This is a genomic window from Sagittula salina, from assembly GCF_017813235.1.
GTDB lineage: Bacteria > Pseudomonadota > Alphaproteobacteria > Rhodobacterales > Rhodobacteraceae > Sagittula > Sagittula salina.
On sequence record NZ_JAGISH010000054.1, the window covers coordinates 1 to 275 of the forward strand.

The window sequence follows — 275 nt, forward strand, 5'->3', positions numbered from 1 at the left end:
CTGACGAAGCGCAAGCAGAAACAGAACGATACATTGACTTATTGATAAGCTGGGGACTTAGCTTAGTTGGTAGAGCGCCTGCTTTGCACGCAGGAGGTCAGGAGTTCGACTCTCCTAGTCTCCACCATCACTTACATTGATCTTGAAATGATCAAGCAAACGTAAGATGAGCTAAGAAACATACAAACAGCTAGATAGCTTATAGAGCTTAGTAAGAAAGAGGCGTATGATTCGCTTCGTTGTTATTAACCTCTGTGATTTATCACAGTTTCCTG

General features: G+C 42.5%; 1 tRNA gene. It reads left to right on the top strand.

The features are described from left to right. The first annotated feature begins 51 nt into the window (after positions 1-51). A tRNA-Ala gene (locus tag J5474_RS22540) sits at positions 52-127 on the top strand. Positions 128-275: the final 148 nt, after the last annotated feature.